20 protein-coding genes, 1 tRNA gene, 1 rRNA gene and 3 pseudogenes are annotated in these 26,902 nt (G+C 60.6%); 11 read left to right on the top strand and 14 right to left on the bottom strand.

The window, feature by feature from the left end; all coding sequences use genetic code 11:
- Nucleotides 1-20: 20 nt before the first annotated feature.
- On the top strand, nucleotides 21-2,078 hold the full coding sequence (locus KW846_RS08765; RefSeq protein WP_218481993.1) for a methyl-accepting chemotaxis protein: 2,058 nt from the start codon (nucleotides 21-23) through the stop codon (nucleotides 2,076-2,078).
- Nucleotides 2,079-2,093: 15 nt separating this feature from the next.
- On the opposite strand, the pseudogene KW846_RS30355 reads toward KW846_RS08765, so the two are convergent.
- Nucleotides 2,094-2,237 (bottom strand): annotated as a pseudogene (locus tag KW846_RS30355) (LysR family transcriptional regulator); the annotation flags it as partial.
- Nucleotides 2,238-2,363: 126 nt separating this feature from the next.
- On the opposite strand from KW846_RS30355, the gene KW846_RS08755 reads away from it, so the two are divergent.
- Nucleotides 2,364-2,440 (top strand) — tRNA-Met (locus KW846_RS08755).
- Between the two features lie 159 nt (nucleotides 2,441-2,599).
- Here the strand turns inward: KW846_RS08755 and KW846_RS08750 are convergent.
- Entirely contained in the window at nucleotides 2,600-3,703 is a 1,104-nt protein-coding gene (locus KW846_RS08750; RefSeq protein WP_218481992.1) for a DUF2817 domain-containing protein, read from the bottom strand.
- Nucleotides 3,704-3,870: 167 nt separating this feature from the next.
- Here KW846_RS08750 and ggt point away from each other — a divergent pair, with 167 nt between their 5' ends.
- The gene (gene ggt, locus KW846_RS08745; RefSeq protein ID WP_218481991.1) at nucleotides 3,871-5,703 is read left to right on the top strand and encodes a gamma-glutamyltransferase; all 1,833 of its coding nucleotides are present in this window, start codon (nucleotides 3,871-3,873) and stop codon (nucleotides 5,701-5,703) included.
- A 78-nt stretch (nucleotides 5,704-5,781) separates the two neighbouring features.
- Here the strand turns inward: ggt and ddlA are convergent, their stop codons facing one another.
- Nucleotides 5,782-6,876, bottom strand: coding sequence for a D-alanine--D-alanine ligase (gene ddlA / locus KW846_RS08740; RefSeq protein ID WP_218481990.1), 1,095 nt, complete (start codon nucleotides 6,874-6,876; stop codon nucleotides 5,782-5,784).
- A gap of 47 nt (nucleotides 6,877-6,923) precedes the next feature.
- Nucleotides 6,924-7,523 (bottom strand): flavin reductase family protein, encoded by a 600-nt coding sequence (locus tag KW846_RS08735; RefSeq protein WP_218481989.1) that lies wholly within the window; start codon nucleotides 7,521-7,523, stop codon nucleotides 6,924-6,926.
- Nucleotides 7,524-8,270: 747 nt separating this feature from the next.
- On the opposite strand from KW846_RS08735, the gene KW846_RS08730 reads away from it, so the two are divergent.
- Complete coding sequence (locus KW846_RS08730; RefSeq protein WP_218481988.1) at nucleotides 8,271-8,582, top strand: DUF6124 family protein; 312 nt, start codon at nucleotides 8,271-8,273, stop codon at nucleotides 8,580-8,582.
- Nucleotides 8,583-8,674: 92 nt separating this feature from the next.
- Here the strand turns inward: KW846_RS08730 and KW846_RS30350 are convergent.
- From KW846_RS30350 to KW846_RS08720, 3 genes and pseudogenes are all read right to left on the bottom strand, one after another.
- Nucleotides 8,675-9,112, bottom strand: a pseudogene (locus KW846_RS30350) (methyl-accepting chemotaxis protein); the annotation flags it as partial.
- Nucleotides 9,113-9,262: 150 nt separating this feature from the next.
- Nucleotides 9,263-9,901, bottom strand: a pseudogene (locus KW846_RS30345) (PAS domain-containing protein); the annotation flags it as partial.
- A gap of 207 nt (nucleotides 9,902-10,108) precedes the next feature.
- A complete protein-coding gene (locus KW846_RS08720; RefSeq protein ID WP_218481986.1) occupies nucleotides 10,109-11,422 on the bottom strand; it encodes an MFS transporter in 1,314 nt (437 codons plus the stop codon).
- Between the two features lie 200 nt (nucleotides 11,423-11,622).
- Here KW846_RS08720 and KW846_RS08715 point away from each other — a divergent pair, with 200 nt between their 5' ends.
- The 3 genes from KW846_RS08715 to KW846_RS08705 all read left to right on the top strand — a co-directional run bounded on the left by KW846_RS08715 (nucleotide 11,623) and on the right by KW846_RS08705 (nucleotide 15,154).
- Nucleotides 11,623-13,041 (top strand): short-chain fatty acid transporter, encoded by a 1,419-nt coding sequence (locus KW846_RS08715; RefSeq protein WP_007978051.1) that lies wholly within the window; start codon nucleotides 11,623-11,625, stop codon nucleotides 13,039-13,041.
- Nucleotides 13,042-13,312: 271 nt separating this feature from the next.
- Nucleotides 13,313-14,485, top strand: a complete 1,173-nt coding sequence (locus KW846_RS08710; RefSeq protein ID WP_218481985.1) for a hypothetical protein — start codon at nucleotides 13,313-13,315, stop codon at nucleotides 14,483-14,485.
- 144 nt (nucleotides 14,486-14,629) lie between these two features.
- Complete coding sequence (locus KW846_RS08705; RefSeq protein ID WP_218481984.1) at nucleotides 14,630-15,154, top strand: SET domain-containing protein-lysine N-methyltransferase; 525 nt, start codon at nucleotides 14,630-14,632, stop codon at nucleotides 15,152-15,154.
- 6 nt (nucleotides 15,155-15,160) lie between these two features.
- Here KW846_RS08705 and can read toward each other — a convergent pair whose 3' ends face one another.
- Nucleotides 15,161-15,805 (bottom strand): carbonate dehydratase, encoded by a 645-nt coding sequence (can, locus tag KW846_RS08700; RefSeq protein ID WP_007978048.1) that lies wholly within the window; start codon nucleotides 15,803-15,805, stop codon nucleotides 15,161-15,163.
- A gap of 168 nt (nucleotides 15,806-15,973) precedes the next feature.
- Here can and KW846_RS08695 point away from each other — a divergent pair, with 168 nt between their 5' ends.
- Nucleotides 15,974-16,378, top strand: a complete 405-nt coding sequence (locus KW846_RS08695) for a serine kinase/phosphatase (RefSeq protein WP_218481983.1) — start codon at nucleotides 15,974-15,976, stop codon at nucleotides 16,376-16,378.
- Between the two features lie 151 nt (nucleotides 16,379-16,529).
- On the opposite strand, the gene rimI is transcribed toward KW846_RS08695, so the two are convergent.
- Complete coding sequence (gene rimI / locus KW846_RS08690; protein ID WP_007978046.1) at nucleotides 16,530-16,982, bottom strand: ribosomal protein S18-alanine N-acetyltransferase; 453 nt, start codon at nucleotides 16,980-16,982, stop codon at nucleotides 16,530-16,532.
- On the bottom strand, nucleotides 16,975-17,721 hold the full coding sequence (locus KW846_RS08685; RefSeq protein WP_218482205.1) for an energy transducer TonB: 747 nt from the start codon (nucleotides 17,719-17,721) through the stop codon (nucleotides 16,975-16,977). The genes rimI and KW846_RS08685 overlap by 8 nt, the downstream gene beginning before the upstream one ends.
- A gap of 220 nt (nucleotides 17,722-17,941) precedes the next feature.
- On the opposite strand from KW846_RS08685, the gene mksB reads away from it, so the two are divergent.
- From mksB to mksF, 3 genes are read left to right on the top strand one after another with little or no spacing between them, the layout of a single operon-like run.
- Nucleotides 17,942-19,222 (top strand): Mks condensin complex protein MksB, encoded by a 1,281-nt coding sequence (gene mksB / locus KW846_RS08680; RefSeq protein WP_162130293.1) that lies wholly within the window; start codon nucleotides 17,942-17,944, stop codon nucleotides 19,220-19,222.
- A complete protein-coding gene (gene mksE / locus KW846_RS08675; RefSeq protein WP_007978043.1) occupies nucleotides 19,212-19,913 on the top strand; it encodes an Mks condensin complex protein MksE in 702 nt (233 codons plus the stop codon). The genes mksB and mksE overlap by 11 nt, the downstream gene beginning before the upstream one ends.
- Nucleotides 19,910-22,750 (top strand): Mks condensin complex protein MksF, encoded by a 2,841-nt coding sequence (mksF, locus tag KW846_RS08670; RefSeq protein ID WP_218481982.1) that lies wholly within the window; start codon nucleotides 19,910-19,912, stop codon nucleotides 22,748-22,750. Before mksE ends, mksF begins: the two co-directional genes overlap by 4 nt.
- 122 nt (nucleotides 22,751-22,872) lie before the next feature.
- Here mksF and KW846_RS08665 read toward each other — a convergent pair whose 3' ends face one another.
- The 4 genes from KW846_RS08665 to rrf all read right to left on the bottom strand — a co-directional run bounded on the left by KW846_RS08665 (nucleotide 22,873) and on the right by rrf (nucleotide 26,698).
- On the bottom strand, nucleotides 22,873-25,176 hold the full coding sequence (locus KW846_RS08665) for an intermembrane transport protein PqiB (protein WP_218481981.1): 2,304 nt from the start codon (nucleotides 25,174-25,176) through the stop codon (nucleotides 22,873-22,875).
- Entirely contained in the window at nucleotides 25,169-25,792 is a 624-nt protein-coding gene (locus KW846_RS08660; RefSeq protein WP_007978040.1) for a paraquat-inducible protein A, read from the bottom strand. Before KW846_RS08660 ends, KW846_RS08665 begins: the two co-directional genes overlap by 8 nt.
- Nucleotides 25,779-26,438 (bottom strand): paraquat-inducible protein A, encoded by a 660-nt coding sequence (locus KW846_RS08655; protein WP_116581240.1) that lies wholly within the window; start codon nucleotides 26,436-26,438, stop codon nucleotides 25,779-25,781. The genes KW846_RS08660 and KW846_RS08655 overlap by 14 nt, the downstream gene beginning before the upstream one ends.
- Nucleotides 26,439-26,582: 144 nt before the next feature.
- A 5S ribosomal RNA gene (gene rrf, locus KW846_RS08650) occupies nucleotides 26,583-26,698 on the bottom strand.
- Nucleotides 26,699-26,902 lie beyond the last annotated feature (204 nt).

The raw sequence follows: 26,902 nt of genomic DNA, 5'->3' as shown, positions 1-26,902 counted from the left end.
GTCCAGAGGAGTCTTGGGGCATGCAGGCTTTTTTATCACCGGGGATCGGGTTGCTGGGGCGTTTTGGCTTTGCGCGCAAATTCCAGCTGTTGTTTCTGCTGTTTATCCTGCCGCTGGCCGGCAGCCTGTGGATGATCGGCCAGGACTATCGCGACAAACTCAGCCTGATCTCCGGCGAACGTGCCGGGGTGCGGCAACTGCTGGCCCTTGATGCACTCGATGACCTGCTCGCCGCCCAGCGTGATCGCGCCGCCCGCTGGCGCGCCACGGAAACCAATCGCCAGCCGACACCGGCCACACTCGCCGCGATGGCCGCCTTCGATGCGGTCCAACCCGCCGTCAGCCAGGCCACTGCCGAACTGGGCAATGCCCTGCAAAAGGAAGCTGCCGAGAGCGAAACACTGAGCCGTTATCAGGCCCTGCAAACCGCCCTCGATGGCCTCGACTCGAAAAGCCTGAGCAGCGTCGGCTGGTGGCCGGATGGCTATGATCGCTTCACCAACGCCCTGAGCGCCCTGCAAGCCTTGCGCGAGCAGATCGCCATGGACAATCGCCTGACACTGGCACCGTGGCTGGAGACTTATCTGCTGACGCAGATCTCCACCCAACATGCACCAGACCTGATCGAACGAGTCGGTCGCCTGGCGGCGGTGGGCCAGGCGTCGGTCGTGTCCGGGCAGTTCACCCTGCAAAGCCGCCTGCAACTGCGCGACTTGCGCAGCCGCATCGGCGATGCCCGTGAGCAGCTTGTGAAAACGGCGGGTCTGCTCGAAGCGCGCTTGCCCAGCGCCCTGCAAACCTGGGCCGGGCAATACCATGACAGCCTCAAGCGCCTCGATGCGGGCCTGAAGGTGCTGGATGACGGCGTATTCGGCGGTAGTATCAACCTCAAGCCGGAGGACTTCGAACGCAGTCTCGACGCCCTGCTCTCTGACCTCGCCTCGTTGCGCCAGCAGTCGCTGGTGTCGCTGGATCAACGCCTGGATTACTACCACGACTCGGCGATCCGCCAGTTCATTGTGGTGGCCGCCGTGTTCGGCTGCCTGCTGTTGGCTGCGCTGTATCTGTTCATCTGCTTGCAGGCTTCGATCCGCCGCAGCGCCAGCGGCATCACGGTGCTGGCCGAGGCCTTGCGCGATGGCAATCTGAGCCTGCAAGTACCGGTTCAGGGGCGGGACGAACTGGCGGTCATCAGCACCGCGCTGAACGTCGCCGTGGTGCAACTGCGCACCAGCCTGCAAGGGGTGGATCACGAAACCCTGCAACTGAGCCACGCGGTGCAAACCCTCAACCATCACTCCAGTGACGCCTTGGGCGAAGTCGAAGCCCAGCAATTGCAGATCAGTCAGATTGCCGCGGCAGCGACGCAACTGGCCGCCACCTCACAAGGGGTCGCCCACAGTTGCGAACAGGCGTCCGGCAGCGCCCAGCACACCCGGCGCATTGCCGCCGACAGCAGCCGCGACAGCCAGCGCACCACCGCGAGCATCCAGCAACTCAATCAACGCCTGAACGAAACCGCCGCAGCACTGGGCCGGGTCAGCGAGCAAGGACAGCAGATTCAACTGGTGGTCGACACCATTCGCGGCGTCGCCGAGCAGACCAACCTGCTGGCACTCAACGCCGCCATCGAGGCGGCACGGGCGGGCGAACAAGGGCGTGGCTTTGCGGTAGTGGCCGATGAAGTACGCAGCCTGTCGCAGCGCACTCAATCGTCGACCGCACAGATTGCCGGCACGGTCGACAGCCTGCGTCACACCGTGAACGAGGCCGTCAACCTGATGGAGGCCGCGTGCACTCAGGCAGAGAGTGATGCGCAAGCGGTCACCGGCCTTGGCGAACGGCTCGGGGAAATCGCCAGTGCGGTGCAGAGTGTCACCGATACCCTGGCGCACATCGCCACGGCGGTGGAAGAGCAGGCCAGTACCGCCGACGAGGTCAGCGGCAATATCCAGCAGGTCGATCAGGCGGCGCTACGATTGCTCGAAGGTGCCCGTGCGGTGAACCAGGCAGCGGACACCCTGAGTCAGGGCAGCAAAGCCTTGAGCGACAACACCGGGCGTTTCCGCTTGAGTTGAATCCGGCAGCCCTGCTCAGGCGCGGATCACCGCTTCCGGAAAGTCCCGCTCCAGCTCGGTCTTGAGCCAGTCGATAAACCACGCCACATCCGCCGAGAGTGCGTGGTCGTTGTTGACGTAGAGCATGTCCGAATTGAGGTGGATGTCGAGGTCGTTGGAGGTTTCCAGCGCTCCCCTTCCCCCCTGCCTGGAAGGTAGATTTTGATAAACGGTTGAAAGCGCAGAGAAATATTTTAGATTTATGCTTGACGCATCCCCGTTACCGGTGAATAATGCGCGCCACTTGGCTACATAGCTCAGTTGGTTAGAGCATAGCATTCATAATGCTGGGGTCCGGGGTTCAAGTCCCTGTGTAGCCACCAAGTACTAAAAACGGCTTACCGAAAGGTAGGCCGTTTTTTTATGCCTGCGTTTTTTATGCCTGTCTGTAGGAGCGAGCTCGTTCGCGATGGTCGTTAACGATAACGCGTGCTTACTGGTTAAACGCGGCGCTCTTGTGTCCATCGCGAGCAAGCTCGCTCCTACACGGTCGGTAATGCCGACAACGCCCGCTCCCAGATCTGCCAGGTGCGCAACCAGACCATCGACTGCCAATCGCTATCGGCCGGATAGAACTGCTCCAGCAGATTCAACTTGATCCCGCGCCCTGTTGCGTCACCCGGATTGCCATACAGATGCAGCCAGTGGTCATCGCGCAAATGGCGGTGAACGTCCGGCCCCGGATACGTCCCGCACTCGATGACAAAAGGCATCAATCGTACCTGCGGCAGTGCATCGATCAATGCCTGCGAGGTGTAGCCAGTGGCCGTTGCCGCCACACCGGTTTCGCTGACAGTGTCGGCGCCGGTTTGCAGGCTGTAGAGCCACGGCCCGTAGATCGCCTGCGCATCCGGCAGTGCCGGGTAGGCGGACTCGGTGATGGTCAGCAACATCGGATGACCGTATTCACCCGCACCGGTGTGCAAGTCGAAACACATGGCCACTTCGGCATGGGCCACGTGCTGTTGCACGATCCGGTGCAGCGTGCGGTTCGACCAGCTCGGCGCCAGCCCGCCATAGAACAGGCCATCGGGGTGAGCATGCTGACCGCCCTCGACAATCGACATCACCGCTGGCCAGCCATGCAGGCGAATCTGCTCGTCGAGCAAGGCATCGGCACGCTCACGCTCGGGGCCTTGCAACTGCGGGCAGGCATAGATTTCATGCAGGGCGTTGTAGGCCAGGTTGTCCGGCAGCGGGCGCTGGAAATCCAGGTGATTGCGGTTCAGGTCGATGTTGTCTTCGTTGACCCGACGCAACCACGCCATGCCCCAGGGGTTGATGGCATGGATCATGACCACGGCCACATCCGTTGGCAGGGAGCGCTTGCCCAACTCCTGCAGCCATTTGATCTGGCAGCCCGAGCCATAGAAGCCCTCAACCCCGTGAGTGCCGCTCAGCGCGATCAAGAGGCGCTTGGCGCCGGGATCACCCAACACCGCCACATCGGTACTCAGCGACTCACCGAACGGACCTTTGAGCGGGTGTGGATATTCAGTCAAGGTTGCGCCTGCGGCAGCCGCTGCGGCCAGGAAATGTTCACGCTGGATGCGGTAGCCGGGCTGGGTTGGGAACTCGATGTGCATGTCTGCCTCTTGTTGATTTTCTGGCCTGCCTGTTGGCAACGACCCTACAGAAATTCCTGCCTTTGATGAAGGACAAAAACGTTAGTGCCATGGGACCCTGGTTTGCGTCCCTCCCGGTCGGCCGATAAAGTCCACTGATCGTAGATCCAACGGACGGAGTGCCCCACGTGTTCTCAATCTTCCCTTTAGGCCACTATCGCCTGCCTGCCCTGGCACTGGTCGTCAGTGCCTTGACCCTGGCCGCGTGCAATAACGCCTCGGTGCCGACGCTGCCGCTCGCCCCGGAAAGCGCTTCCGGTTTCCGCACCGACCTGAAAACTCAACACGCCGAGAAATACATGGCAGCGGCGGCCAACCCGCTGGCGGCCGAAGCCGGGCGGGAGATGCTGCGCCGGGGCGGTTCGGCCATCGATGCCGCGATTGCGATGCAAGCGGTGTTGACGCTGGTCGAGCCACAGTCGTCGGGCATCGGTGGCGGCGCATTGATCGTACTTTGGGATGGCAAAGCCGTGCGCACCTACGACGGGCGTGAAACCGCCCCGGCCGGTGCCACCGAAAAGCTTTTCCTGCAAGCCAATGGACAACCGATGGGCTTTACCCAGGCGCAGATTGGCGGCCGCTCGGTGGGCACGCCCGGCGTATTGCGCGCCCTCGAACTGGCCCACAAAAAACACGGACGCCTGCCCTGGGCGCAGCTGTTTGAACCGGCCATCCGGCTCGCCGAGCAAGGCTTTGCCATTTCGCCACGCCTGCACCAGTTGATCGCTGCAGATTCGTCCATGCCACGCTCGCCGGAAATGATGGCTTACTTCCGTAATGCCGATGGCAGCCCGAAAGCCGTCGGCACCAACCTGAAGAACCCGGCACTGGCGGCCGTGTTCAAACGCATCGCCCACGAAGGCCCGGATGCCCTGTACAAAGGCCCGGTCGCCGAGGAAATCGCCGCCAAGGTCCAGGGCCACGCCAACCCCGGCAGCCTGTCCCTGGCCGATATCGCCAACTATCAGGCCAAGGAACGCGCACCGCTGTGTACCGACTACAAGCGCTGGCAGGTCTGCGGCATGTCGCCACCGTCGTCGGGCGGGATCGCCGTGGCGCAGATCCTCGGTACGCTGCAAGCCCTGGAAACTCGCGACAAGCGCCTGGCGCTGGCACCGCTGAAACCGGTCAAGACCACAGCCCCGGCCGGCAGCGAACCCGACCCGCAAGCCGTGCACCTGATCTCGGAAGCCGAACGCCTGGCCTACGCTGACCGCGCGCAGTACCTGGCCGATACCGACTTCGTGCCCGTGCCGGTCAAAGGCCTGGTCGACCCGGCCTACCTCGCCAGCCGCGCCGCCCTGATCGGCGAACGCAGCATGGGCACGGCCAAACCCGGCACGCCGCCGGGCATCCAGGTGGCCTATGCGCCGGACCGTTCGCCGCTGCGGATTTCCACCTCGCAAGTGGTGGCCGTCGATGACGCAGGCGGCGCCGTGTCGATGACCACCACCATCGAATCGGCGTTCGGCTCGCACATCATGGTTCAGGGTTTCATGCTCAATAACGAGATGACCGACTTCTCGTTCATCCCCGAGGAAAACGGGCAGAAAGTCGCCAACCGCGTCGAACCTGGCAAACGCCCGCGCTCGTCCATGGCGCCGACTCTGATCTTCGACCGCCAGAGCGGCGAATTCCTCGCCACTGTCGGCTCCCCCGGCGGCTCGCAAATCATCGAATACGTGGCCAAATCCACCATCGGCCTGCTTGACTGGAATCTCGATGCGCAAGCGGCCATCAACCTGCCCAACTTCGGCAGCCGCAACGGCCCGACAGAACTGGAAAGGGGCCAGTTCAGCCCCGCGCTGATTCAGGCGCTGAAAGACAAAGGGCACAGCGTGAGCGAAATCGACATGACCAGCGGCACCCAGGCGATTGTTCGGGTCAAGGACGCCCAGGGCAAAGCATCACTGACGGGAGGTGCCGACCCGCGGCGTGAGGGGCAGGCACTGGGGGATTGAGTCGCACGCGAGAACAAAAAAGGGCCTACCGGTGGGTAGGCCCTTTTGTTCATGAGCAGACGAAAATCAGCAGCGCACTTAACGACTGATCTTCAACCCCTGCCGAACCTGATGTTTTTCCAGCGCCAGTTCGATCAACCGCGTCACCAGCTCGCTGTAGGTCATGCCGGTGGCCTGCCACAATTTCGGGTACATGCTGATGCGGGTGAAACCGGGCAGCGAGTTGATTTCGTTGATCAGCACTTCGCCGCTGTCGGTCAGGAACACATCGACACGGGCCAAGCCGGAGCAGCCCAGCACCTGGAACGCCTCGACAGCCAGGGCGCGAATACGCTCGCTGGCCTCGACGCTGATATTGGCCGGCACCACGACTTCAGCGGCCGTGTCGTCGATGTATTTGCTGTCGTAGGAATAGAACCCGCTGCGCACCACAATCTCGCCGCAACCACTGGCGATCGCCTCTTCATTGCCGAGCACTGCGCATTCAATCTCGCGGCCGCTGACGGCGGATTCGATCAACACCTTGGTATCGAAACTCAACGCCAGCTCCACCGCTGCGCTGTATTCGGCCTCGTCGGTGACCTTGCTCACGCCCACGGAAGAGCCCTGGTTCGCCGGCTTGACGAACAGCGGCAAACCGAGCAGGGACTGAACCTCGGCAAACCCGGTGCGCGCCGCCGAGGCGCGGGTCAATGTCACGAACGGCGTCACGGCCAGGCCGGCATCACGCAGCAGACGCTTGCTGATGTCCTTGTCCATGCACACGGCCGAGCCGAGCACATCGGAGCCGACAAACGGTAGATCGGCCATGCGCAGCAAACCTTGCAGGCAACCGTCTTCACCAAGGGTGCCGTGGACGATCGGGAAAATCACATCGACGTGGCCGAGCATTTCCTGACTGCTGGTTTCCACCAGTTGCTGGCTGGCTTTTCCGGGCACCACGGCCAGCTCGCGATTGGACTGATTGAGGGCGATCAGCGCCGGGTTTTCCTGATTCAGCAAAAAATTTGAAGGGTCGTTGAGGTGCCAGTGGCCTTGTTTGTCGATGCCGATCAGCACCGGCTCGAAGCGTGAGCGATCGAGGGCGTCGACGATATTCTTCGCCGATTGCAACGACACTTCATGCTCTGCCGAGCGCCCGCCAAAGATTATCCCTACACGCAGTTTTTTCATCGCCTGGCCTCCTGGTGAATGTGCTTACAACCTCAATAGTCGAAACCTTACGGCTGCAAGCTCTTGCCGTCCACCGGCTCGCCAATGGTCAGGAAGTGCCCGCCCGCCACATGGTGCAAGGTGCGCAAGGCGTCTTGCCCTTCGAAGTGCCAACGCCCTTCGCTGAACACGCGCTCGTCGGCTTGGGCGGCAATCACTTCGGCCAGGAACAGATCGTATTGCTGGTGGTTGTTCGGTTCTGGCAACAGGCGACATTCCAGCCAGGCCACGCAACCCTCGAGCAGCGGCGCATCGACCGATTCACCGGTGAAGGTCTGCAAGTCGTAGGTCGCGAACTTGTCGCGCCCCTGGCCCTGGGTCAATTCCAGGCCGGAGGTCGAACCGACGGTCTGCACGATGTCGGCCTGGGCAGCGCAAGGAACGTTCAACACAAACGTGCCCGAGGCTTCCAGCAATTGGCGAGTCCAGGTCGACTTGTCCAGCACCACGGCAATTTTCGGTGGTTCGAAATCCAGCGGCATGGCCCAGCCTGCCGCCATGATATTGCGCCGGCCATCGTGGGCGGCGCTGACCAGCACGGTCGGGCCATGATTGAGCAGACGATAAGCCTTGGACAAGGGAACCGGACGGCGGTGGGAAGCGCTCATGGATGTCTGCTCCAAGGGGAAAGGAGCTGATTGTAGCGACATCCCAAATGAAAAGATCGCAGCCTGCGGCAGCTCCTACAGAGTGGGCCAAAGAAACTTGGGCGCTGCAATTTGAACCCGCAGCAGTTCTGCTCCCCAATGCCGAGCCCATCGCACGGGGACACGTTGGCAACCTTCATACTCTCGCGAACACGGCGCACACTTCCAGCGCTACCCGCTTCTCCCAGCCCCTCCGAACCTTGGCGCCTTTTATGGCCCTGAACAGGAGGCTTCTGGTATGCGCGCAGGATGCATCCGGGATGTTGGCGTGTGGGGTCTGCAGGACTAATTCGACGTACTTGAAGGGGGACAAGTCGAGGGCTTTTCGATCTCTTTCAGGAGCTTTTTGGCGTGCAGGTTTTTGCGTGTTTAAAAGCTCGCCAAGTTACTTCGCGAAAGCCACAGCGCCTTGCGTCGTTGCCTACAGGTACGCCAGAATCCGCCGGCTTGTGCGCCTTGGGGCCGCTCGGTAACTTGATTCGCGTCACTGATTGTCAGTGATCGGGTTTAGTAGCCCGTGGTGTTATCAGTAAAGTGCATAGGCTCTGTCAGTCAGGTATCCCCATCCCTGAACTTGATGGTGGCTGTGCGCAGGGCGCTTCGGCGCGCCGGTAAATGCTGATCTCCCCGGTCTACTAACCTGCGTACAGTCGCCACCCTTCTTTTAGTAGAGAAGAGTTGGCGGCCCCACTCAGGAGAAATCAGCTTATGGTTAAAGTGACACCGGATCCGCCAGGCATCGATCCCACACCCCCATCCGACCCCATTCCCTCAGCCGCCAATATCATGGCCACCCCGCGCAAACTCAGCACGATGTTCATCGTCGACCCGGAACTCGACACCGAAACCCTGCTGGCCCATGCCTGTGAGTCGCTGGCCTCGGCCAATGTCATGACCATGGATCTGGCGGATCGTACGGAAGGGACAAGTCGAAATACGCTGTTGGGGATTGCCCAAGTCATCATGCTGGGGGAACTGGCGGTGAACCGGGCGCTGTATCGGATTGATCCGCCCGAATAGAAATCAAAAGATCAAAAGATCAAAAGATCGCAGCCTGCGGCAGCTCCTACATTGGATTGGTGTGCACGCTGCGATCTCTTGGCAATCAGAATCTAGTTGGACAACTGATTGGCAAACTGCCCCACCGCATTGACCACTTTCTGTGCGCCGTCCTGGATCTCGACAATCACCGTGCCCGCTTCCGCCGCCAGTGCCAGGCCCTGTTCGGCCTGGAGTTTGCCATCGGTCATCAAGGCCACGGCGTTGCGCGCCATGTCCTGGTTCTGCCGCACCACGAGGACGATTTCGTCGGTGGCCTGGCTGGTGCGCGATGCCAGTTGCCGGACTTCATCCGCCACCACGGCGAAGCCGCGACCCTGCTCGCCCGCACGCGCCGCTTCGATGGCCGCGTTGAGCGCCAGCAGGTTGGTCTGTTCGGCAATGCCACTGATGGTTTTGACGATGGTACCGATCACCAGCGACTGCTCGTTCAAGGCTTCGATGCCGTCGCCGGCGGTTTGCATGTGTTTGGCCAGGTCACGCATCACGTCCACGGCCTGGGTCACCACGGCGTTGCCGCGCTGGGCGCTTTGGTCGGTCTGCTGCGAGGTGCTGTAGGCAATGTTGGCGGCCTCGGCGACGGCCTGTTCCTGATTGACCTGATCGGTAATCACCGTGGCGAACTTCACCACTTTGTAGAGATTATTGTTGGCATCGGTCACCGGGTTGTAGGACGCCTCAAGCCAGACGGTACGACCATGGCTGTCGACACGCTTGAAACGGCCGGCCACGTACTCACCCGCGTTCAGCCGACGCCAGAAGTCCTGGTACTCGGCACTGTTGTATTCCTCCGGCTGGCAGAAGGTGCGGTGATGCTTACCCTTGATCTGCGCCAGGCTGTAACCCATGCCAGCGAGGAAGCGGTCGTTGGCGGTCAGCACGTTGCCGTTGAGGTCGAATTCGATCACCGCCGTGGAGCGCACCAGCGCACCGATCAGGTTCTCGTGTTCGCGGGAGGCCTCGATGGTGCGGGTCAGGTCGCTGGAGAAGATCGAGAAACACTTGATCCGACCGTCCGCCGAGCGCACTGGCTGCAGAATCGAACGCAACCAGGCTTCCTGCCCCGTGCCGCGCAACAGGCGTACCGCACCGGCGAAGTGCTCGCCACGGGTCAGCGCGTTCTTGAAGCGCTGCTGGAATTCGTCGAATTTCACGTGTTCCGGGACGAGGTCGTCGATGTGCCGGCCGATCAGGTCGGCGCTCTTGTAATGCATTTCAGCAAGGAAGTTTTGATTGACCGACTGAACAAGTCCATCACTGTCGAGGGTCAGCACCAGCATCTCGCTTTCCAGACTTTCCTTCACTTGCTGGAGGCTGGAGAGTTCTTCACGAAGAGCCAATAGCTCCTGCTTCAAGCGTTTATTGAACATGGGAAAGCACCGATGGACAGGGATGGAAAGCGATATGCAGCCTAACCATCGGCCTTGGAAACGTTTACTTAAGCGTGTTTCAGGTTTGTCCTACAAAAATAGTTACAACGGGCCCGATCAATGCGCACCAGCGGCAGAACAGCCAGCAATTCTTGGCATCCGCACACCGAAGTACGCCGCACTGCCCACGCCCACCGCGCCCATCACCGCACTGAACATCACGCAGATCCAGGGACTCCACGGCATCAGGCCGATCAGCAACAGCGGTGTGATGCTCGCCCAAGCGGCATAAGCAATGTTGTAGGTGAACGAGATGCCCGAGACGCGAATCCGCGCCGGGAACAGGCTGACCATCACCGATGGCACCGCGCCGACCACTCCGCAGGCCAGCCCTGCCACGGCGTAAGCCAGGCCGATCCAGTCACCGCCCATGATCAGGCAGCCGTAAAGCACACCGATGCCCAGCGGCAGCAGCAGGCTATAGAGCATCACCGTGCGCCAGGCGCCAATGCGGTCGACCAGCAGCCCCGCGAGCACGCAGCCGATGTTCAGGAACACGATGCCCAGTGCGCTCAAGGCGAAGGTATGGCTGGCGGTCATGCCGAAGGTTTTCTGCATCATGGTCGGGGTAATGACCACGAAAACCACCACGGCCGAGGTCAGCACACAGGTGAGAATCATCGCCGGCAAAATGGCCAGTCGATGCTCGCGCAGGACCGTGCGCAGAGGCAGTTCGCCGGCTGCCTCGCGCTGCGCCTGCATGGCCATGAACACCGGGGTTTCGCTGAGCCAGCGACGTAGCCAGACGCCGATCACACCAAACACGCCGCCGAGCAGGAACGGGTAACGCCAGGCGTAATCGAGAATTTCCACCGGAGTGAAGGCCTGGGCCAGGAAGGTCGCGGTCAATGCACCGATCAGATAGCCGAACGTCAGCCCCGCCTGCAGGAACCCCAGGGCATAACCCCGGTGACCGATCGGCGCATGCTCGGCGACGAAAACCCAGGCACTCGGCACTTCGCCGCCCACCGCCGCGCCTTGGAGAACGCGCAGGACCAGTAGCAACAAGGGGGCGAAATATCCGATTTGCGCGTAGGTCGGCATGATCCCGATCAGCAGGCAGGGCAACGCCATCATCAGGATGCTCAGGCTGAAGACTTTCTTGCGCCCCAGGCGATCGGCGAAGTGCGCCATCAGGATGCCGCCCAACGGTCGCGCCAGGTAACCGGTGACGAAAATCCCGAAGCTTTGCAGCAGGCGCAGCCACTCGGGCATTTCCGGCGGGAAGAACAGCTGGCTGAGGGTCAGGGCGAAAAACACGAAAATGATGAAGTCGTAGATTTCCAGCGCCCCGCCGAGGGCGGCGAGCCCCAGGGTCTTGTAGTCCGAACGGCTGAACGGCGCCGGGCGCGAATCGGTGTTGGCAGTCATGTAAAGAACTCTGGCACAGGCAAAAACCAAGGCGCCCATGGTCTACGCAAACGCGCTGGCGGACAACCCGTTAGACCAAAGTCCCATAGCCACAAATCAGCCCCGCAAAAATCCACGGCTTGAATTAATGTTGGCGTCTGTCCAGACGGGCGGTTACTGCCCCGAAGACCACAACAAACATAAAAATCCGAGGTACTCCCGTGGCCGCTGATATCGAAGATAGCCGCTCCGCCCGCTTCGCCCTGCGCTGTTCAAGTTTTGCCGAACGCTGGTTCCCCGACTCCTGGGTGTTTGCTGCCCTGGCGGTGATTATCGTGGCGGTGGCCACCATGGCCATGGGCGCCAAGCCCACCGACGCTGCCATGGCGTTCGGCGATGGCTTCTGGAGCCTGATCCCCTTCACCATGCAGATGGCTTTCGTGGTGATCGGCGGTTATGTGGTTGCCAGTTCACCGCCGGCGGTAAAACTGATCGACCGCCTGGCGAAAATCCCGAAAAACGGCCGTTCTGCCGTGGCCTGGGTCGCGCTGATCTCGATGGTCGCCTCGTTGCTCAACTGGGGCTTGTCCCTGGTGTTCGGCGGATTGCTGGTGCGCGCCCTCGCCCGCCGCACAGATCTGAAAATGGATTACCGTGCCGCCGGTGCCGCCGCCTACCTGGGGCTCGGTGCCGTGTGGGCCCTGGGCCTGTCGTCATCGGCCGCTCAATTGCAGGCCAACCCGGCCAGCCTGCCACCCTCGATTCTGTCGATCACCGGGGTGATTCCATTTACCCAGACGATCTTTCTCTGGCAGTCCGGCGTGATGTTGCTGGCCTTGATCGTGATTTCGCTGATCATCGCCTACGCCACCGCCCCCGGCCCGAATTCGGCGCGTGACGCCAAGGCCTGTGGTGTCGACCCGAGTTTCAACCTGCCACCGCTGCAACCGCGCACCCGCCCAGGCGAATGGCTGGAACACAGCCCGCTGCTGACGATTCTGCTGGTGTTGCTGGCTGCCGGGTGGTTGTTCCATGAGTTTTCGACCAAACCGGCCATCAGTGCGATTTCCGGGCTGAACACCTACAACTTCCTGTTCATCATGCTCGGTGCCCTGCTGCACTGGCGCCCTCGCAGCTTTCTGGATGCCGTGTCCCGTGCGGTGCCGACCACCACCGGGGTGTTGATCCAGTTCCCGCTGTATGGCTCGATCGCGGCACTGATGACCACGGTCAAGGGCGCCGATGCGCAGACCCTGGCGCATCACATCTCGACCTTCTTCGTCAGCATTGCCTCCCACGACACCTATGCCCTGCTGATGGGCGTGTACTCGGCGATCCTCGGTTTCTTCATCCCGTCCGGTGGCGGCAAGTGGATCATCGAAGCGCCGTACGTGATGCAGGTGGCCAATGACCTGAACTATCACCTGGGATGGGCGGTACAGATCTACAACGCCGCCGAAGCCTTGCCGAACCTGATCAACCCCTTCTACATGCTGCCATTGCTGGGCGTGTTGGGGCTGAAGGCGCGGGACCTGATCGGTTTCTCGTTCGTGCAGTTGCTGGTACACACGCCACTGGTGCTAGTGTTGTTATGGGCACTGGGGACGACGCTGGCGTATTTGCCGCCAGTCATGCCGTAACCCAAAAAAAGGGCCGGTATTGATCGTAATGCTGCTCACGTAAGGACGAACACTGTATCCGTGGCGAGGGAGCTTGCTCCCGTTGGGGCGCGAAGCGGCCCTAAAAATGGGACTGCTGCGCAGTCCAGCGGGAGCAAGCTCCCTCGCCACAGGTTGCTTATTGTTCGCTCTATCTCTTAAGTGAACAGCATTACGGTATTGATCGGCCCCTTGTTGTTCCGCCCGTCGGTTTCAGTATCTGCTGGTCTAATACGCTGAAAAGGATCTGAGCATGTTCAAACTTGCGGCACTCACCCTCGCAGCCCTCACCCTGAGCACCACCGCCCATGCCGATGTCAATTTGAAGCTGGGCACGACCGAACGCGTTACCCGCCTCTTCGCCTACCCCAACAATTGCAACGTGATCTGCTTTCGCAACTGGACGCTCGAGCAAACCGTCGAGCATTACCTGACCCAGAGCGTGCAGCGCGATGGCTACGGCGACGCGAAGGTTCTGGTCAAAACCGATAACGGTCAGCTCCACGCGCAAATCATCGGCGTGCCCAATAGCTATGAAAAACCTTTGGCAGCACTGCTCGATGCCGGTGACCTGGCCTATAACGGCGCCAGCAAACTGAATGCCGACGGCAAGTGGGCGTACAGCTGGTACCTGTTCCTGCCGCTGGGCATGGCCCTGGAGAACCGCAAAAGTGTCGAGCTGCTGCACTTCCCGCCCGACTATTCGTTGACCCAGGCCCAGGATTACCTGAAGTCCGCCACCACGGATCGCTGGGCCTCGCTGCTCACCGTTAATGGCATCCCGACCGAGCAGACGCCGGCCTTTCAAACCATCATCGACATCGCCCCTATCGCCGCCCCCTCCAACGCCGGCAAGGACCTGGAGGGCGTCTACAGCTACTTCAACGACTACCAGACCACCATGGTCAGGAACGTCAGCCTGCACGCCAGCGGTGAGACATTGCCGATGGTCGCCTTCGGCTCACCGGTGCGTGACTGGATCAAGCAACAATACGGGGCGACTGTGAATGTGCTGGGGCTGGCGATGATCAGCCCGAGTGACGGAGTGAAAGTGCGGGTGCTGGGTTCCAACCACCCAAGCTACATCTGGTATGCCGCCGATCCGGCAAACTATTCCGGCAACGATGCCAAGGCCAAGGCCGATGCGGCGGGACTGAAAGTCATGGGTCAGGATTTGAGTGCCGCCTGCTGGCAGGCCGTCATGGGCCGCCAACCGGACAGCAATGCCGATATCGAGCTGAAAACCTGCACACAAACCTGGCAAGTGGCCGAAAAGGAAAAAACCTGTGCGCTGTTCTACACCTCGATTCGCAACCTGACGCCGGGACAGGCGGCGGCCAAATGCTCGACAGCAGCGATCCAGTTGCAGCTCAAACAGCTCAAGGCACCCGCACCGGCCACCGCCCTGCCCGCGCCACCGCTGTAAACCGACTATCGGCAGTCAACCTGTCAGTTATGACAGTAGACCGCCCGCGATATCTGCGAGAGGCTTGGGCTGTACCCATGTGCTGCAGCGCTGACTGGACCGTCAGCCGATGGATGTCGCAGCACCCAGCCGACAGGGATCGTTATGAAAGCCGATGCACTGCGCAAGTCTCTCGCGTCACCGCCGCAGGGTATTTACCCATTTGTGGAGCTACCCCTGCACCTCGGATATCCATCCCAGGCCGATTTCGAGATTCTTTCGAACGACCAGGGCACGCCCATGGCCGCGGCAGCGTTGCGCGAGTTCCCCCGCATAAGCCGGATCTGCCGGGTATCGGGGCATCTGCTGCCCTGTCGTGGCCGACATACCCGACAACTGGCCCGCGATATTCATGTCCATGACCCGCATTTCTGTGGGCTGCTGCGCCACTCTTGCGACCCGAACGTATTTCTCGACATGAGTGAGCTGTGGTTGTGGGCGCTCAAAGACATTCAGAAAGGTGACCGGCTGTCGATGGATTACGCTGCCACGGAAGACCAACTGCTGCACCAGTTCGCCTGCCTCTGCGGTTCGTACAACTGCCGGGGCTGGATTACCGGCTTCGATGAAGCGCCGAACGCCGACGGCCAGCTGTTTTTGCAACAGTGGCGTCGGCAAAGTCCGCGCTGAAGGGCTTTACAGGGGTTCGAACGGACGCAGGCGGTACTGCGGCGGCAACTGCTCGAAGCCGCTGATGGTGGCGTTCAGGCTCTTCCAGCGACCGTCCTTGATACCGTAGATGCAGCCATGGATCGACAGGCTCTGCCCACGGTGCCAGGCGTTTTGCACAATGCTGGTGTGCCCGACGTTGGCCACCTGCTGGATCACGTTGAGTTCGCAGAGACGGTCGACCCGCTCTTCTTCGGTGGCCAGTTTGGCGAGTTCTTCGCGCTTTTCGTAATACAGGTCGCGAATCGAGCGCAGCCAGCCGTCGATCAGGCCGAACTGGCGATCCTGCATCGAGGCGCGCACGCCGCCGCAGCCATAGTGGCCGGTGACGAGGATGTGCTTGACCTTGAGTACGTCGACCGCGTACTGAATCACCGACAGGCAGTTGAGGTCGGTGTGCAGCACGACGTTGGCCACATTACGGTGTACGAACAGATCGCCCGGCAGCATGCCAACGATCTCGTTGGCCGGCACCCGGGCATCGGAACAACCGATCCACAGGAACTCCGGGGTCTGTTGACGGGCCAGCTTGGCGAAGAAGTCAGGATCTTCCTCCTTGATCGCAGCGGCCCAACGCTCGTTGTTATCAATCAGATCTTGTAATTCGTTCATGCTTTGAAGCCTCAAGAATGATGCGCAGCTTTGACTGACAACCGTCCGTCGGGGTCACGCGCGAAATGCGGATGCTCTCCAGATCCGGTACTCGGGGCTCCATGCCGGTGGAATTCTCGGTAGCCACGTGGGTCAACCGTAGTAAGGCCTACAGTATGAGGAATTGCCATGAATGATTCACGACGTCCGTACGATGCGGTGCAACCGGAACCCGTCGATGATAACGAAGACCGCATGGGTTCGGTGCGTGAGCTGGATTTCGACACCGAAGAACCCAGCGCCAGGATCGGTGACGAACTGCCGGAAAACGAGCGCGAACAACTGATGCCGCCCCGCCGCGGACGTGAAGCAGGCCTCACGGGCGCCTCGACCGGCGACCATCAACCTACCGACGACGACCTGAGCCCGGAAACCCTGATCCGTGAAGACGGCGCCCGGGATGCCCAGGAGGCGGGCAATGATAATCGCGCGGATTGGGACCTGAGCATCGTCGATGAGGACGATATTGGCGGTGGCACTGGCCTGGATGAGGCGGAACTGGCGCGGCGCGATCCTCTCGACAAAAAACGCTGAGCCTTACGGACATCTGTAGGAGCTGCCGAAGGCTGCGATCTTTTGATCCTTGTGTAATACGACTAAAAGATCAAAAGAAAGATCAAAAGATCGCAGCCTTCGGCAGCTCCTACAGGGTTCAATCGACCAACGTGCAGGCCATGTACAGTGTTCAATCGACCAATGTGCAGGCCATGACCACCGCATCTTCGCGCCCACCCACCGCCGGGTAGTAATCCCGGCGCCGGCCAATTTCGTTGAAACCATAACGCTCATACAGTTTGAACGCCGCGGTATTGCTGTCGCGCACTTCCAGGAAACACTCCCGGGCGTCGGCCTTGTAGGCAATCGACATCAAATGCTCCAGCAATGTCAGCCCCAGGCCGCGGCCCTGGTTTTCCGGCTTGACCGTGATGTTCAGCAGGTGCGCCTCGTCGAGGATGATCTGCACCACACCGTGGCCCACCTGTTGCTGGCCTTCGAACATCAGCCAGATCTGGTACTTGCCCAGGCCGTCGAGGAAAATCCCGCGGGTCCAGGGATGGCTATAGGCCGCGTACTCGATTTTCAGCACGGTTTCCAGGTCCGCCTCGGTCATCGGGCGAAACGATACAGCGTCACTCATTCGATTCTTTCCAGCGCGCCATCAGCCGACGCATGGCTTGCCAGACATCAGCCTTACGCTGTGGCTCTTCCATTAATAATTCCAGGCCCGGTACCGCCCAGGCCGCGCCCAGGCCTTCGATCTGCAATTCGCGATTGAACGCCTCGGCATCCGCTTCGCCGGCAAAACGCACGGCGGGCAGGCCGATCAGCCACAGGCAGGCGCATGGCGTTTCTTCCATGCGCACCGAGAGAAAACCTTGCACGAAGTCGCGGGCCGCCTCCGGGCCCTGGTCCATCGTGCCACGCACCAGCAGCGGCCAGCGCACCGGCTCGCCGACGATCTGCGGGCTGTCCGGCAGACCGGCGGCGCGCAGCATGTCCTTGAGCAGCAGATAAGCAGGGTCGCGGGTCTGGAAGGATTCGCCTGTGGGTAACTCCACCAGCAGCAGGCAACGCCCGGCCCGCAGCAATTGCAGGGCGAAACGCGGCGGCGGCACGACCGGTGCCTTGACCACGACGGGTGCCTCTTCGGCCTCTTCCACCGGTTTGGCACCGGTGCGGGTGCTCGCCAGCGATGGCCGCGGCACCTCGATCTTCACCCGCTCGGCCGGTTTGACCACAGGCGCCACGGGCGTCTCAGCCACGACAGCCGGCACGACAGGCGCGACCACGGCCGGCTCGGGTATCTCCAGCAGCTCGGGGCGTGACGGCGCAGCAAAGGGCAATTCGGTGCGCGGCAGCCAGTTGACCACCTGCATGGCGTTCAAATAAGCGCGACGACGGGACTCGATAAGCAAAGGTCGGCCACTTGTGGATAACTAAAGTGCGCTGATTCTACCGCCGTTCGCACAAGATCGCGCGCTGTTGATCGATAGACTTCACGGACAGAAAAAACAACAGCCCGTCCCGAGAGTGAATCGCATTGCCCCCGATGCAGTACAATCGCTGCTTTTAATCGCCAACCAGCCGGCCATTCCGATGATCGAACCCAAGCGCGTCTTGCGCGCCCTCGCTGAACACTGGGCACTTCTGGAGCCACTGTGCGAGCACTTCGACCAAGGCACACTGAGCCTCAACGAACTGCGCACGCAACTGGCCGCCCAGCAACTCGACAGCACGCCACAGGACATTACCAGCCTGCTCGACGTGTGGATTCGCCTCGACATCCTGGTTCCCGTGGCCAAAAGCCCGAACCGTTTCGAGCTCAATGCGCAGATTCACGACTTCCTCGCCTATCTGCGCCGTGAACACCGCCTGGGCCTGTGCCTGGAGATCGAAGCCTACCTGCGCCACCTTGAGCGCCTGGCCGGCTATATCCAGGACGCGTTCGACATCCGCGACGGTAATGACCTGGCCCGCCAGTTGCGCCTGCTCGACATGCGCGTGCGTGACGTGCTGAAAAAACTCGATAACGACGAACAGGCACTGGTGGCCGTCGCCGAACGGGCGAAAACCAGCGACCGGCAGATTCCGTTGCGCCAGCGTTATGCGGAAGTGCTGGCAACCTGGGACGAATACGTCGAGCCGATGATTGATCTGGTGAACGCCGACGGCGCCTTCGAACAAGGCGTGCGCAAGGTCGAGACCGTGCTGCTGAAGATGCTCAGCGAACAGCAGCGCCTCGGCCACCTGGTCGACGACGACATGCTGCTGCGCACCCACGCGCGCATCCTCGAAATGCAGACCAGCGCCCAGCTGACCCTGCGTCATGCCCGCGAGCTGCTCTTGCCGTTGCGTGAAGAGGCCCGCCGGCACAATGCCGTGACCCGTGGCGCAGCGCTGGCCCTGGCCGCCATCCGGCGCAAGGGCATCGACGCCGTACCACAAGCGGCGATGCCGCTGTTCACACGACCGCAAAGCACTTTCCTCGGCAGCGCCAGTCAGGTTGAAGCCTACGTCTACGCGCTGGCGCGTTTCGAACCGAAACCGGCGCGTTTCCCCAAGGCGCACAAGACCCACAAGGGCGGCGATGCACCACGCGCGCCTCGTACGGTTCGGGAAATGCTCGAGCGCTGCGAAGACGCCCTGCCGATGCCGGACCTGATGACCTGGCTGCTGGAGCAGGAACCGGACGGCGCCACCGACGAATTGCTGTACTGGTTCTCGCGCCTGTCGCGGGAAAAACGCTTCAAGCGCGAGCGTCTGGAACGTCGCGAATACCATACTCACGAGCACCAGGTCAGCCTGCGCTCCTTCGCCCTGCTCTCGGTCAGCGATGACGCCACCGAGAATTCTGCGAGCACTCCTTATGCATCTTGATCTATCCGAACTGTCCCATCTGGCTCCGATCTTTCGCGAGCTGTTCAAGGGTTACCACGTCAGCCGCCGCGATCCGGAGCTGTACGCACAGTTGTCGAACTTTCAGGACCAATACCGCACGCTGTTCAAGGCACTGGGTTTTGAACTGGTCTGCGACACCCGCGGCTTCTACTACTTCGTGCCGGACCTCGCGGCAGCGGCGGTGAACAAGACCGCCCAGCGCCTGGCGCTGTTCACCTTCATCCTCGTCGAGCACCTGGCCGACCAGGGCCGCGACCCGATCTCCGTGCTCGACGGTGGTAGCCTCGGCCGCGATGAGCTGCCCTCGCTGCTGGAAAAGTACCGCGACCTGTTCATCCAGGCCGAAGTGCAGACCCAGGACGAGCTGGAAGAAAAGATCATGCGCCGCATGACCCAGCTCGGTTTCGCCAGTGAAGAAAACGGCGTCTACCGTTTCCTGCCACCGATGCACCGTTTCCTCGATGTGTGCCTGTCGGTGCAGCAGGACCGCGATCTGGCCGCCAGCCTGCACAGCGTCCTGCCATTGCCGGTGCCGGTGCTGATCGACGAAGACAGCGACGAAAAACTGCTGCAGACCGACGACCCGCTCGACTTGAGCGAATTCGAAAGTGAAAGCGAAGAAGACGCCCTGGCCCGGGCCATTGCCGAAGAACAGGAGCTCGACGCATGAGCAAGGAACGTTACGGCATCCGCCGCTTTGCCCTTTTGAACACCGCCGGCTACAGCCTCGGCCTGTTCCCGCTGGAAGAGCCGCTGTCGGTGTACGGCGCGAACAACCTCGGTAAATCCGCCTCGATCAACGCCTTGCAGTTCCCGATCCTGGCGCGCATGTCGGACATGAGCTTCGGCAAGTACAGCCTGGAACAATCCCGGCGCTTCTACTTCGCCTCGGACACCAGCTACATCCTGGTCGAAGTCAACCTGCCCCACGGTCCGCATGTGATCGGCGTGGTCGGTCGCGGCCCCGGTGGTGGTTTCGGTCACCAGTTCTTTGCCTACGCCGGCAAGCTGGACCTGGCCCACTACCAGAAAAACGACACCTGCCTGCGTCAGAAAGAATTGTTCACCAACCTTGAACGCGAAGGCCTGAAAGCCTACGAACTCAAGCCGGACGAACTACGCCGCTTACTGGTCGGTGGCCACACCTCGATCCCCCTGGACCTGACGCTGATCCCGCTGCGCTCCACCAGCGAGCAGAGCCTGAAGACCTTCCGCGCACTGTTCATCAACCTGCTGCACATGCGCGAAATCACCGCGGCCAAACTCAAGCAACTGTTCCTCGATGCCTTCGAACACAGCCTGCGATCCGGCAGCGTCGATTACATTGCCGCGTGCGAAGAAGCCTTCCGCGATGTACGACGCATGGAGCAGGACTACAACTCGCTGGTCGCCGCCGGTCCGCTGGTCGAAGCGCTGGCCAACGGCGTGAAGCAACGCGACATTCTGCGCGGCAAGCTGCACCGCATCTCGCCGCTGCTCGATTCACTGCTGGGCACCTGGTCGGACTACGCCAGTGCGCGCAAGGAAGAACTGACCATTCAGGCCGAGCACTACCGCAACGAGCAGGACGCCCTGCAAAACGACCAGCGCGGTGGCACTCAGGAACTGATGCGCCTGGAACGGGAAATCACCGGCATCCAGCGCTGGCTCGGCGAATTATCGGTGCTCAAGCATCGCTTTGCCCTGGTCGATGACGTCAAGGTGCTGGAGCAGCAACTGCTGGCCGCCAAGGACGCCCACGATGAACTGGCCGGCGCCTTGGCGCAGTCTCGCCAGTTCAGCGCCGAAGACCTCGACGAGCGTCTGCGCGACCTGGAAAAACGCCTGAAGTCGGTCAAGCAGCAGCTCGATCACGCCGACAACAACAGCTACGCCCGACTTCGCGAAGAATTCTCGCAGCAGGACGTCGAGCGCCTGATGCGCCTGTTCAACAGTGCACTGTTCAGCCTGCCGCTGGGCGAACAAGGCATCACCCTCGACGAAAACGGCGAGTGGGTGAAATCCGTGGAGCTGATCCTCGACGGCTTCAAAGGTGAACGCTTCGAAGTGCCGGGCCTGTCCATCGACATCTCGCACATCGAACCGCCGGCCTTGCAAGCCCTGGCTGACCGCGCGGCCCTACGCGACCAGAAAGAACGCCTGGAAAAAGAACTCAAGCAACTGAAAACCCAGCAAGCCGTGGCTGCCGACCGTGCCGCGAGCAAGACCCAGACTGAAGTGCTGTACCAGCAAGTGCTGGATGCGCAGAAAGCCCTGGAAGATTTCCGTCGCGCGCAAACCCTGAGCGCCGAAGAAGGCGACAAGCTGGAACAGATGGCTCAGATGGAAGCCGCACAGGACGAATTGAAACGTTCCAGCGATGCCTTTACCGAGCGCGTCCAGCAACTGTCGGCCAAGCTGCAACTGGTCGGCCGGCAGATCGGCGACATGGAAGCCAAGCAACGCACCCTCGACGACGCCCTGCGCCGCCGTCAGCTGTTGCCGGCGGACCTGCCGTTCGGCACGCCGTTCATGGACCCGATCGACGACTCCATGGACAACCTGCTGCCGCTGCTCAACGACTATCAGGACAGCTGGCAAGGCCTGCTGCGGGCCGATGGCCAGATCGAAGCGCTGTACGCACAGGTGCGCCTCAAGGGCGTGGCCAAGTTCGACAGTGAAGACGATATGGAGCGTCGCCTGCAACTGTTGATCAACGCCTATGCGCACCGCACCGACGAAGCCCTGACCCTGGGCAAGGCTCGCCGTGCCGCCGTGACGGACATCGCCCGGACCCTGCGCAACATCCGCAGCGACTACGACAGCCTCGAACACCAGTTGGCGCTGTTCAACCGCGAAATCAACAAACGCCAGGTCTCCAACCTGCAAAGCTTCCGCATCGTGCTCGCACCGAACAAGGAAGCGCTCAAGCACATCGACCAGATCATCCACAGCGCCGGTCAGTACGAGGAAGGCGAAACCCTGTCGGTCTTCGACCTCAGCCAAAGTGCCGAGCAGGACAACAAGAACGAAGAGGCCAAGGAGTACCTGGCGCGACTGGTGGCGGCGAACCACAACCAGCTCGGCCTCAAGGACTTGTTCGAGCTGGCGTTCGAGATCACCAAGGTCAACGGCCAACCGGTGATCCACACCGACATCGACGGCGCCGCGTCCAACGGCACCACCATGACCATCAAGGCGCTGACCAACATGTACTTGTTGCTGCACTTGATGGACCGTGACCAGGCCGGTCGTGTACGCCTGCCGTACTACCTCGATGAAGCGGCGGACATCGATGAGAAGAACCAGGCCGCGTTGCTGGAAACCAGCCTGCAACTGGGCTTCGTGCCGATCCTGGCGAGCGTGAAGCCGCAGGTTTGCGCCAGTGTCGCCATCGACCTGGAAGGCGGCAGCGGCCCGGCCGGCATCTACATCGACGAGGCGGACTGGAAGTACATCCGTCGTCACGATCAGGTGAAGGCGACGGTCAACGAACAAGCGGATGAACCGGAGCTGGATGCGGTCTGAGGCTTGAATCGAAGACAATGAAAAAGGCCGCGGTCCAATGGATCGCGGCCTTTTTTACGACTTGTTTTTAGGCTTTCGGTGCATTTGAAGGCCTCTTCGCGAGCAGCACAGACACCAAAAAACTACTTGCCGAGCGAAATCTTCGGCGCCCAGGTCAGCCATTCCTCTTCGAACTTGTCGAACAACGCGAATGTCTGCTCCGGTCGCGCCGGGCTGCCCATGCGCTCGCCGTCCGGCGTGGCGAAGGCAACACCGCCCTGAATCATCGTCTCCAGGGATTCAGTGCGCACCGTTGCACCCCTGAACAGTCCGACATCGAAGTCGAAACCGCTGGTGTTCCAGAATCGCGTGCCGCTACGCACCAGTGGCGCGTACTTCGGCTCGATCAGGATATGGATCAGCACACGATCAGCGGTCTGCCCCAGTTCATAACCCGTTACCTTGCCCACCGTGATTTCGCGATACGTCACCGGCACACCGGCCTTCAACGAACCGCGACGAGCGGCGCTCAACACCAGACTCAAACCGTCTTCACGCTTTACAGCTTCAGGCGGGCTGGCCAGGGCCATGAAGCTTTTCTGCGGCCCCAGATTCTTGGCAGCCGGCAGCACTTCGATGTATTGCCCGGTCACCAGGGTTTCAAGGTTCGATGTCTTGATCAGCCCCAGTTCAGGCTTGACCACCCAGAACTGACTGCCGACCCGGGCGATGCGCTCCGGCACTTCGGTAATCCGCGCGGTCAGCAGCACCGATTGCAGGTCGTCACTCAGGTCAACATCCTCGATTTTGCCGACATCCAGGCCCTTGAAGCGAATCGGCGTGCCCGTACGCAATCCATCGGCGCGATCGACCTTGATGGTAATCACTTCGCCCTTTTGCGTGGCGTCGTCATGGCTGGCGAACAAGCGGAAACGTGGAATGCGCTTTTGTAGCGGCGCCTTGGCTTCCGGGGTTTCAAAGGCAATACCGCCGGCCATCAGGCTTTGCAGCGATTCACTCTTGACTTGAATGCCACCGGTCAGTCCCCCCGAAAGCGTGATGCCGCTGGCATTCCAGAAGCGTGTCGAGGCGTTGACCAGATCCTCGTACTCCTTCTCGATATGCACGCCGATGATCAATTGCTTTTTGGTGCGCGAGAACTGATAGCTCTGTACCGAACCGACCTTGACCTGCTTGTAGAGAACCGGGCTGCCGACTTCCAGCGAGCCAAGGTTTTCGGTGAACAACACCAGGTGCAGGCCCGGCGCACGCAGATCCAGGGGGGGCGCCTTGGGCCGCGCCACGAATTCCCGTTGCGGTGCGGCACCCTTGTCGCCAGGACGCACAGCGATGTAGTTACCTTTGACGAGCGCCTCGAGACCGGTAATCCCGGCGAGAGAAATCGACGGTTTGACCACCCAGAACTGCGTACCGTCGACCAGGTAATCTTCGGCCAACGGGTCCATCGTCAACTCAGCGGTGGCCCCGGACAGGTCAGGATCGACCTTCAGCGCCTTGAGATTGCCGACCTGAATGCCTTTGTACATCACCGGCGTACGACCGGCCTGCAAGCCTTCGAAGTCGCTGAGCTTGACCTTGACCCGGATACCGGCCGCCGCGGCATCGAAATCTTCATACAATCTGAACGGCAGGCTTGGGTCGGTAGGCGGGCTGTCCTTGCGGTTTTCGGGTGTAGCGAACGCAATGCCACCGGCGACGATACTGGCCAGGGATTCACTGCGAACTTTCACACCCGACAGATTGGCGTCGATGCTGATGCCGCTGGCATTCCAGAAACGAGTGTGTTTGCGCACCAGTTTGGCGTAAGTCGGCTCGATGAAGACCTTGAGCTCGACGGTACTCTGGTCCTCGGACAACACATAGCTTTTGATCTGGCCCACTTTGATCTGTTTGTAAAACACCGGACTGCCACGGTTCAGCGAGCCGAGGCGGTCAGCCTTGATGGTCAGGTGCAGGCCGGGCTGGGCATCGGAAAGCGGCGGTTCCTGCGCCAGCGCCTTGAACTTGCGAACCGGTTCACCCTCGCCCGGACTGATCGCTACGTAGTTGCCCGAAACCAGCGTCTCAAGACCGGTAATCCCAGCCAACGTCACGCTCGGCTTGACCAGCCAGAAACGCGTGCTGGTACGCAGGTATTGCTCCACGTCCTTGTTCATTTCGATGCTGGCGATCACGCCTTTGGAACTGCCTTCGTCATCCAGCTTGAGGCTCTTTACCTTGCCGACCGGCATGCCTTTATAGACAACTTCGGTCTTGTTGGCCTGAATGCCTTCGCCGCTTTCAAAGCGTACCTGAATCTCGATACCGGTCTCGTTATAGGCACGCCAGCCGAGCCAGCCGCCGATGATCAGGGCGATCAGGGGCAACACCCAAATGGCAGACCAGTTCGAAGCCGGTCGGGTTTTCGCTACAGGCAAATCAGTCATGGTCGTCGTCCGACTCCGTGTTGTCCCAAATCAGTCGGGGATCAAAAGTTACTGCGGCAAGCATCGTCAGGATCACCACCGAGGCGAAGGCGATGGCGCCAAGATTGGCTTCGATACTGGCAAGCCGCCCAAAATTCACGACCGCCACGAGGATGGCAATCACAAAGATATCGAGCATCGACCAGCGGCCGATGAATTCAATGAAACGGTACATCCAGATACGCTGGCGAGCCGAAAGGGGCTGACGGCGCTGCACGGAAAACAGCAGCAGAGCAATGCCCACCAGCTTGAACGTGGGCACCACGATACTGGCGATAAACACCACGGCCGCAATGGGGAACATGCCGTAGTGCACCAACTCGACCACACCCGCCATGATCGTGCTGGGCGATCCTTTGCCGAGGGAGTTCACGGTCATGATCGGCAACAAATTGGCCGGTATGTAAAGAATGGCGGCGGTAATCAGCAATGCCCAGGTGCGCACCAGGCTATTCGGGCTGCGTGCATGCACCAACGCTCCGCAGCGTGTACAGACCTGCTCGTCGGTATCAGCTTCCTGCCTGTTCAATTCATGACATTCCTTGCAAATCAGAATGCCTGCATCAATCGCCCGCATGGGCATCCTCTCCTGATAACGCTTGCCAGATCTGATGAGGCGACATTACGACCTCCAGCCAGACTTGAATCAGCAATAAACCAATGAAGCACGCCAGGCCGAGGCCGACGGTGATGGCTGCCATATCTGCCAGTTTGACGATCGCCACCAGCACGCCCATGAAGTAAACCTCGAGCATCCCCCATTCGCGAATATGGTGATAAATGCGATAGAGCAACAAACCGTAGCTGCGCCCGACATCAAAACGGATACTCAACAATACGGCCAGTTGGCACAGCAACTTGAGCAGCGGGATCCCCATGCTGCACAGGAATACAATCACTGAAACGCTTTGCATGCCCGTGTCAAAAAGGGCGACAACGCCGCTCCAGACAGTGTCTTGCGAAGACTGCCCGAGTAGATTGAGCTGCATGATGGGTAAAAAGTTCGCCGGAATAAACAACAACAAGGCGGCTATAACCAGGGCGAGACTGCGCTGTACGACGTTGTACCGATTGGCATAAAGCTCGTAGCCACAGCGCGGGCACAGGGCTTTTTCGCCATGGGCGAGCTCTGGCTTGCGCATGAGCAAGTCGCACTCATGGCAGGCAACCAGATTTTCCAGTGGTAATTCTGACAGCTCTTTGGCGTCAACCGAATCCGGCATAAGCGCTCTGACTCTAAAAAGTTGGACCTATTCTAGTGTCCCGGGACAAAAATAACTGCGCCAATTTGTGCTCGATTGCGCGCGCTTTTTCTACGCCAAAAACAAAACCCCAACTGCTTTCGCAATTGGGGTTTCGGAATTTAATCTTGACGATGACCTACTCTCACATGGGGAAACCCCACACTACCATCGGCGATGCATCGTTTCACTTCTGAGTTCGGGATGGGATCAGGTGGTTCCAACGCTCTATGGTCGTCAAGAAATTCGGGTACTGAGTCGTGGCCAGTTGGCCTCGCTTCAGCAAATTGGGTATGTGACAGCTGGTGTTTTGTGAGTATCTCGAACTTTCGGTTCGTTTCGTCTTCACACACCGCAATCTGGCCTTTCGACGCAAATTGCTTGGGTGTTATATGGTCAAGCCTCACGGGCAATTAGTATTGGTTAGCTCAACGCCTCACAGCGCT

Origin of the sequence: Pseudomonas sp. PDM32 (assembly GCF_019219225.1) — a bacterium.
In the GTDB taxonomy this organism is placed as follows: Bacteria; Pseudomonadota; Gammaproteobacteria; order Pseudomonadales; family Pseudomonadaceae; genus Aquipseudomonas; species Aquipseudomonas laurylsulfatiphila.
This window is presented reverse-complemented; position numbering and strand designations above follow the sequence as displayed.

Coding starts and splice junctions, on each gene's coding strand:
- KW846_RS08685 (WP_218482205.1), bottom strand. CDS start 17,721: ATGCAGGTGGTCAACTGGCTGCCGCGCACCGAATTGCCCTTTGCTGCG.
- KW846_RS08720 (WP_218481986.1), bottom strand. CDS start 11,422: ATGACTGCCAACACCGATTCGCGCCCGGCGCCGTTCAGCCGTTCGGAC.
- mksE (WP_007978043.1), top strand. CDS start 19,212: ATGCATCTTGATCTATCCGAACTGTCCCATCTGGCTCCGATCTTTCGC.
- ddlA (WP_218481990.1), bottom strand. CDS start 6,876: ATGAAAAAACTGCGTGTAGGGATAATCTTTGGCGGGCGCTCGGCAGAG.
- KW846_RS08750 (WP_218481992.1), bottom strand. CDS start 3,703: ATGCACATCGAGTTCCCAACCCAGCCCGGCTACCGCATCCAGCGTGAA.
- KW846_RS08735 (WP_218481989.1), bottom strand. CDS start 7,523: ATGAGCGCTTCCCACCGCCGTCCGGTTCCCTTGTCCAAGGCTTATCGT.
- KW846_RS08660 (WP_007978040.1), bottom strand. CDS start 25,792: ATGCGGGCGATTGATGCAGGCATTCTGATTTGCAAGGAATGTCATGAA.
- KW846_RS08665 (WP_218481981.1), bottom strand. CDS start 25,176: ATGACTGATTTGCCTGTAGCGAAAACCCGACCGGCTTCGAACTGGTCT.
- mksF (WP_218481982.1), top strand. CDS start 19,910: ATGAGCAAGGAACGTTACGGCATCCGCCGCTTTGCCCTTTTGAACACC.
- mksB (WP_162130293.1), top strand. CDS start 17,942: ATGATCGAACCCAAGCGCGTCTTGCGCGCCCTCGCTGAACACTGGGCA.
- can (WP_007978048.1), bottom strand. CDS start 15,805: ATGAACGAATTACAAGATCTGATTGATAACAACGAGCGTTGGGCCGCT.
- rimI (WP_007978046.1), bottom strand. CDS start 16,982: ATGAGTGACGCTGTATCGTTTCGCCCGATGACCGAGGCGGACCTGGAA.
- KW846_RS08730 (WP_218481988.1), top strand. CDS start 8,271: ATGGTTAAAGTGACACCGGATCCGCCAGGCATCGATCCCACACCCCCA.
- KW846_RS08695 (WP_218481983.1), top strand. CDS start 15,974: ATGAATGATTCACGACGTCCGTACGATGCGGTGCAACCGGAACCCGTC.
- KW846_RS08655 (WP_116581240.1), bottom strand. CDS start 26,438: ATGCCGGATTCGGTTGACGCCAAAGAGCTGTCAGAATTACCACTGGAA.
- KW846_RS08705 (WP_218481984.1), top strand. CDS start 14,630: ATGAAAGCCGATGCACTGCGCAAGTCTCTCGCGTCACCGCCGCAGGGT.
- KW846_RS08710 (WP_218481985.1), top strand. CDS start 13,313: ATGTTCAAACTTGCGGCACTCACCCTCGCAGCCCTCACCCTGAGCACC.
- KW846_RS08765 (WP_218481993.1), top strand. CDS start 21: ATGCAGGCTTTTTTATCACCGGGGATCGGGTTGCTGGGGCGTTTTGGC.